The sequence below is a fragment of the Stenoxybacter acetivorans DSM 19021 genome, from assembly GCF_000745895.1.
GTDB lineage: Bacteria > Pseudomonadota > Gammaproteobacteria > Burkholderiales > Neisseriaceae > Stenoxybacter > Stenoxybacter acetivorans.
This window is the reverse complement of sequence record NZ_JQKE01000117.1, coordinates 1-2,924: the sequence shown is the minus strand read 5'-3', so window position 1 is coordinate 2,924 and position 2,924 is coordinate 1. Positions and strand designations below refer to the sequence as shown.

Here is a 2,924-nt window from a genome sequence, read left to right as displayed (position 1 = left end):
GATGAAGTCAAAGTAGGGCAAACCGACACATCGGGCAACAAATCACCGGAAACCACCGTACAGGTAGCCGGTGCACCCGATGACATCAGCACCACATTCACTTTGCTGATGGACACGACCGATGGTTTGCCGAGCAGCCATACCGGTGATTTCACCACCCGCATGGCGGTGAATGATGATTTGATTACGCGCGATTCCACCCCTGCAACCATTAATGGTCAATTAAGCCGTAATCTTCTGGCTGATGAACGTCTGCAAATCTCTGTAGACGGCGTTAAATGGGAGGATATTACTGTCAGCGGTACAGACTGGAATTACAGTAATGGAAATACCTACACTGCGGATACCGTCATTACTTACCAAATGCGTGTTCTCAATGGTGCCAATGCCTCCACAGCTTTGCAAGAACGTACCGTTAATGTGGATTTAACTTCGCCAAACGGCATCAATACCGCACCGAATGTGCCGCAATTGATAGGCATGAATGATGTTCTGAATTTCAGCAGTGCGGATTATGGTACAGCTGAAAAAGGCAGCAAAGTTGCGTTGGTAGATGATGTTAACGGCAACAGCATGATTGAAGAAGGTATTGATAAAATTGTTGGCTGGGCAGAAGCGGACGACAGTGGTGCATGGAGTATGAGTAACATCACATTGTCAGCCGGCAGCCACAATTTGGGCTTTTGGGTATTTGATAAAGCAGGCAATATTTCTTCAGCCAGCCCCAGTGTGAATACAGGGGTGTCTTCCAGTGATACAGGGGCGCAAACCGCTGATACCGGCTGGGGCGGTACTACCGACGGCGGTAACTACAGCGTTAATGCAGCCGCAGTAACCATCGGTGTGAACAGTAATTGGAACTTTTGGCAAAGTGTTGCCGGTCCTGCGGGTACGGGCAACCGCAGCAATGCCGGACGTGTTTACAGCATCACCGATCCGACTGACGGCAAGTATCAATCTGTTTATTTGGCAGAACCCAGTAGAGCCAATGGTGCAACTGACGACGTTAATGGCGGCGGTTACGGACATTTTGTTAATGCCGCTGTGTTTGCCGACTACAACCGCGATGGTTATTTTGATGTATTGGGACAAACCAGTGACTACGGCAACGGTGGTTATACCGTGGCTTGGCTTGGTAAAGCCGATGGCACTTATCAGCCGCAATCAATATATCAAGGCCGTTTAAATCACAATGGCGGGGTTGTGGCATTTGACAAAGAGGGTGATGGCTATCTGGACTTTGTGCTGGCGGATTCCGAGCCGGATTCCACTTCATTCTTATGGAATCATGCCGGTGCAAACGGTGTTTATCTGGCGACAGATGACAGTGAAATATCGCCGGACAGCAATAATAATGAAGGTTTGCCGAACATTACCGCGAGTACGGTGAGTAACGGTTTGGGTACAAACAGTGTTACCGGTAAAGCCATTAACCAAGCCGCTTTTGCTGTAACGCACGAAGTGGGCGGTGTGGACATAGACAACAACGGCACAATTGACGTGGTGGCACACACTGATTACGGCAATAATGCTGCCGGTACATATGCTAATGATAACAATAGCCGCGCCATGGGGGTGTTCTACAATACCGGTAAAGTTGGCGGTGAGTTCACTTATATGAACTATGGCAGTGTGTTTGATAGCGATGGTGCTGTGGATTATGGCGTGATGTCGCAATCAACCACCTTTGCAGATTTCAATGGTGACGGCTGGCTGGATCTGTATATCAACCGAGGCTCTAAAAACAATGCTTCCAGCGCGGAAAGCCGTATTTATCTGAACGATGGAACAGGGCAGCTGCAAGCTGATGATGCTCATGCCTTGTGGTTTGGCGACACCATGTCCGGCGGCACGTCATTTGCGGTGGATTGGAACTTTGATGGATTGATTGATGTCATCGAAGTGCCGCGTCAAGATTCCGGCAATGACGGTCAGGGTAATTCAGCATTAAACCAAAAGGTCAGCTTATATCTGAATAACGGCAGCGGCAGCTGGGGTGCGAGTGGCGCGGGCATACAATTCTTGTCTGGAGCAGATAACCAAATTACCGGAGCAGTGGCTCTTGATTATGACTGGGACGGCTCACTCGATTTGATATTGTATAAACCGGGTGTGGTGAACAACACTGCAAACAGCGTTACCAATTCAGACAGCTCAGCTTCGTCTATTTTGGTGAAAAATACCAATATTGCTGCCGACGGCACTGCCTTGCATGTACGCATTGTTGATGGCTTCGGCATCAACACCTTCTACGGCAATACCGTGAAGCTATACGACAGCAAAGGCGTATGCGTTGGCACTCAATTGATTAATCCGCAATCGGCAGGTTCAAGCAACTCCATGGGCTTGGTGAGCTTCTACGGCTTAGATGCCAACGAAACGTACTCTGTGCAAATGCTCAATGCCGTTCACGGTTCATCGGCAAATGTCGGCAGTGTATCGGGTGTTCAAGGCAGTGCGGCAAACGGCGGCGGCTATACCAATCAAGTGATAAACACCAACTGGGGCAACCTGAAAGCAATTCATTCCAATGAGGCTTATGTCTTAACCGCCGAAGCAATTACTGCTGAAAACAATGCCGGCACCAACAGCGGCAATGCAAACAGCCCGTTTGGCACCGGCATCAGCGGCACAGGCTACAACGACCACTTCTTCGGCACGCTTGGCAACGACTATTACAATGGCGGCGGCGGTTGGGAAGTGGACGCATACGGTGCGAAAGTGTGGAGTGAAACCGGCGGTGTGGACGTGTTGGACTACAGCCGCATGACCGGCTGGAACATCACCGTGGATATGGAATTGGGTGTGGTAGCGAAAGTCAAAGGCACTGACCAATACAGCGACTTCTTCGTGAATGTGGAGCAAGTCATCGGTTCCGGCGGCAATGATGAGATGGTTGGCGGCAAAGGCGATGACACACTGGA

General features: G+C 49.9%; 1 protein-coding gene. It reads left to right on the top strand.

Annotated elements, in window-relative coordinates; genetic code table 11:
* Window positions 1-2,924, top strand: a 2,924-nt coding sequence (locus Q384_RS10755) for an FG-GAP repeat domain-containing protein (RefSeq protein WP_037588023.1), incomplete at both ends; no start/stop codon positions are given.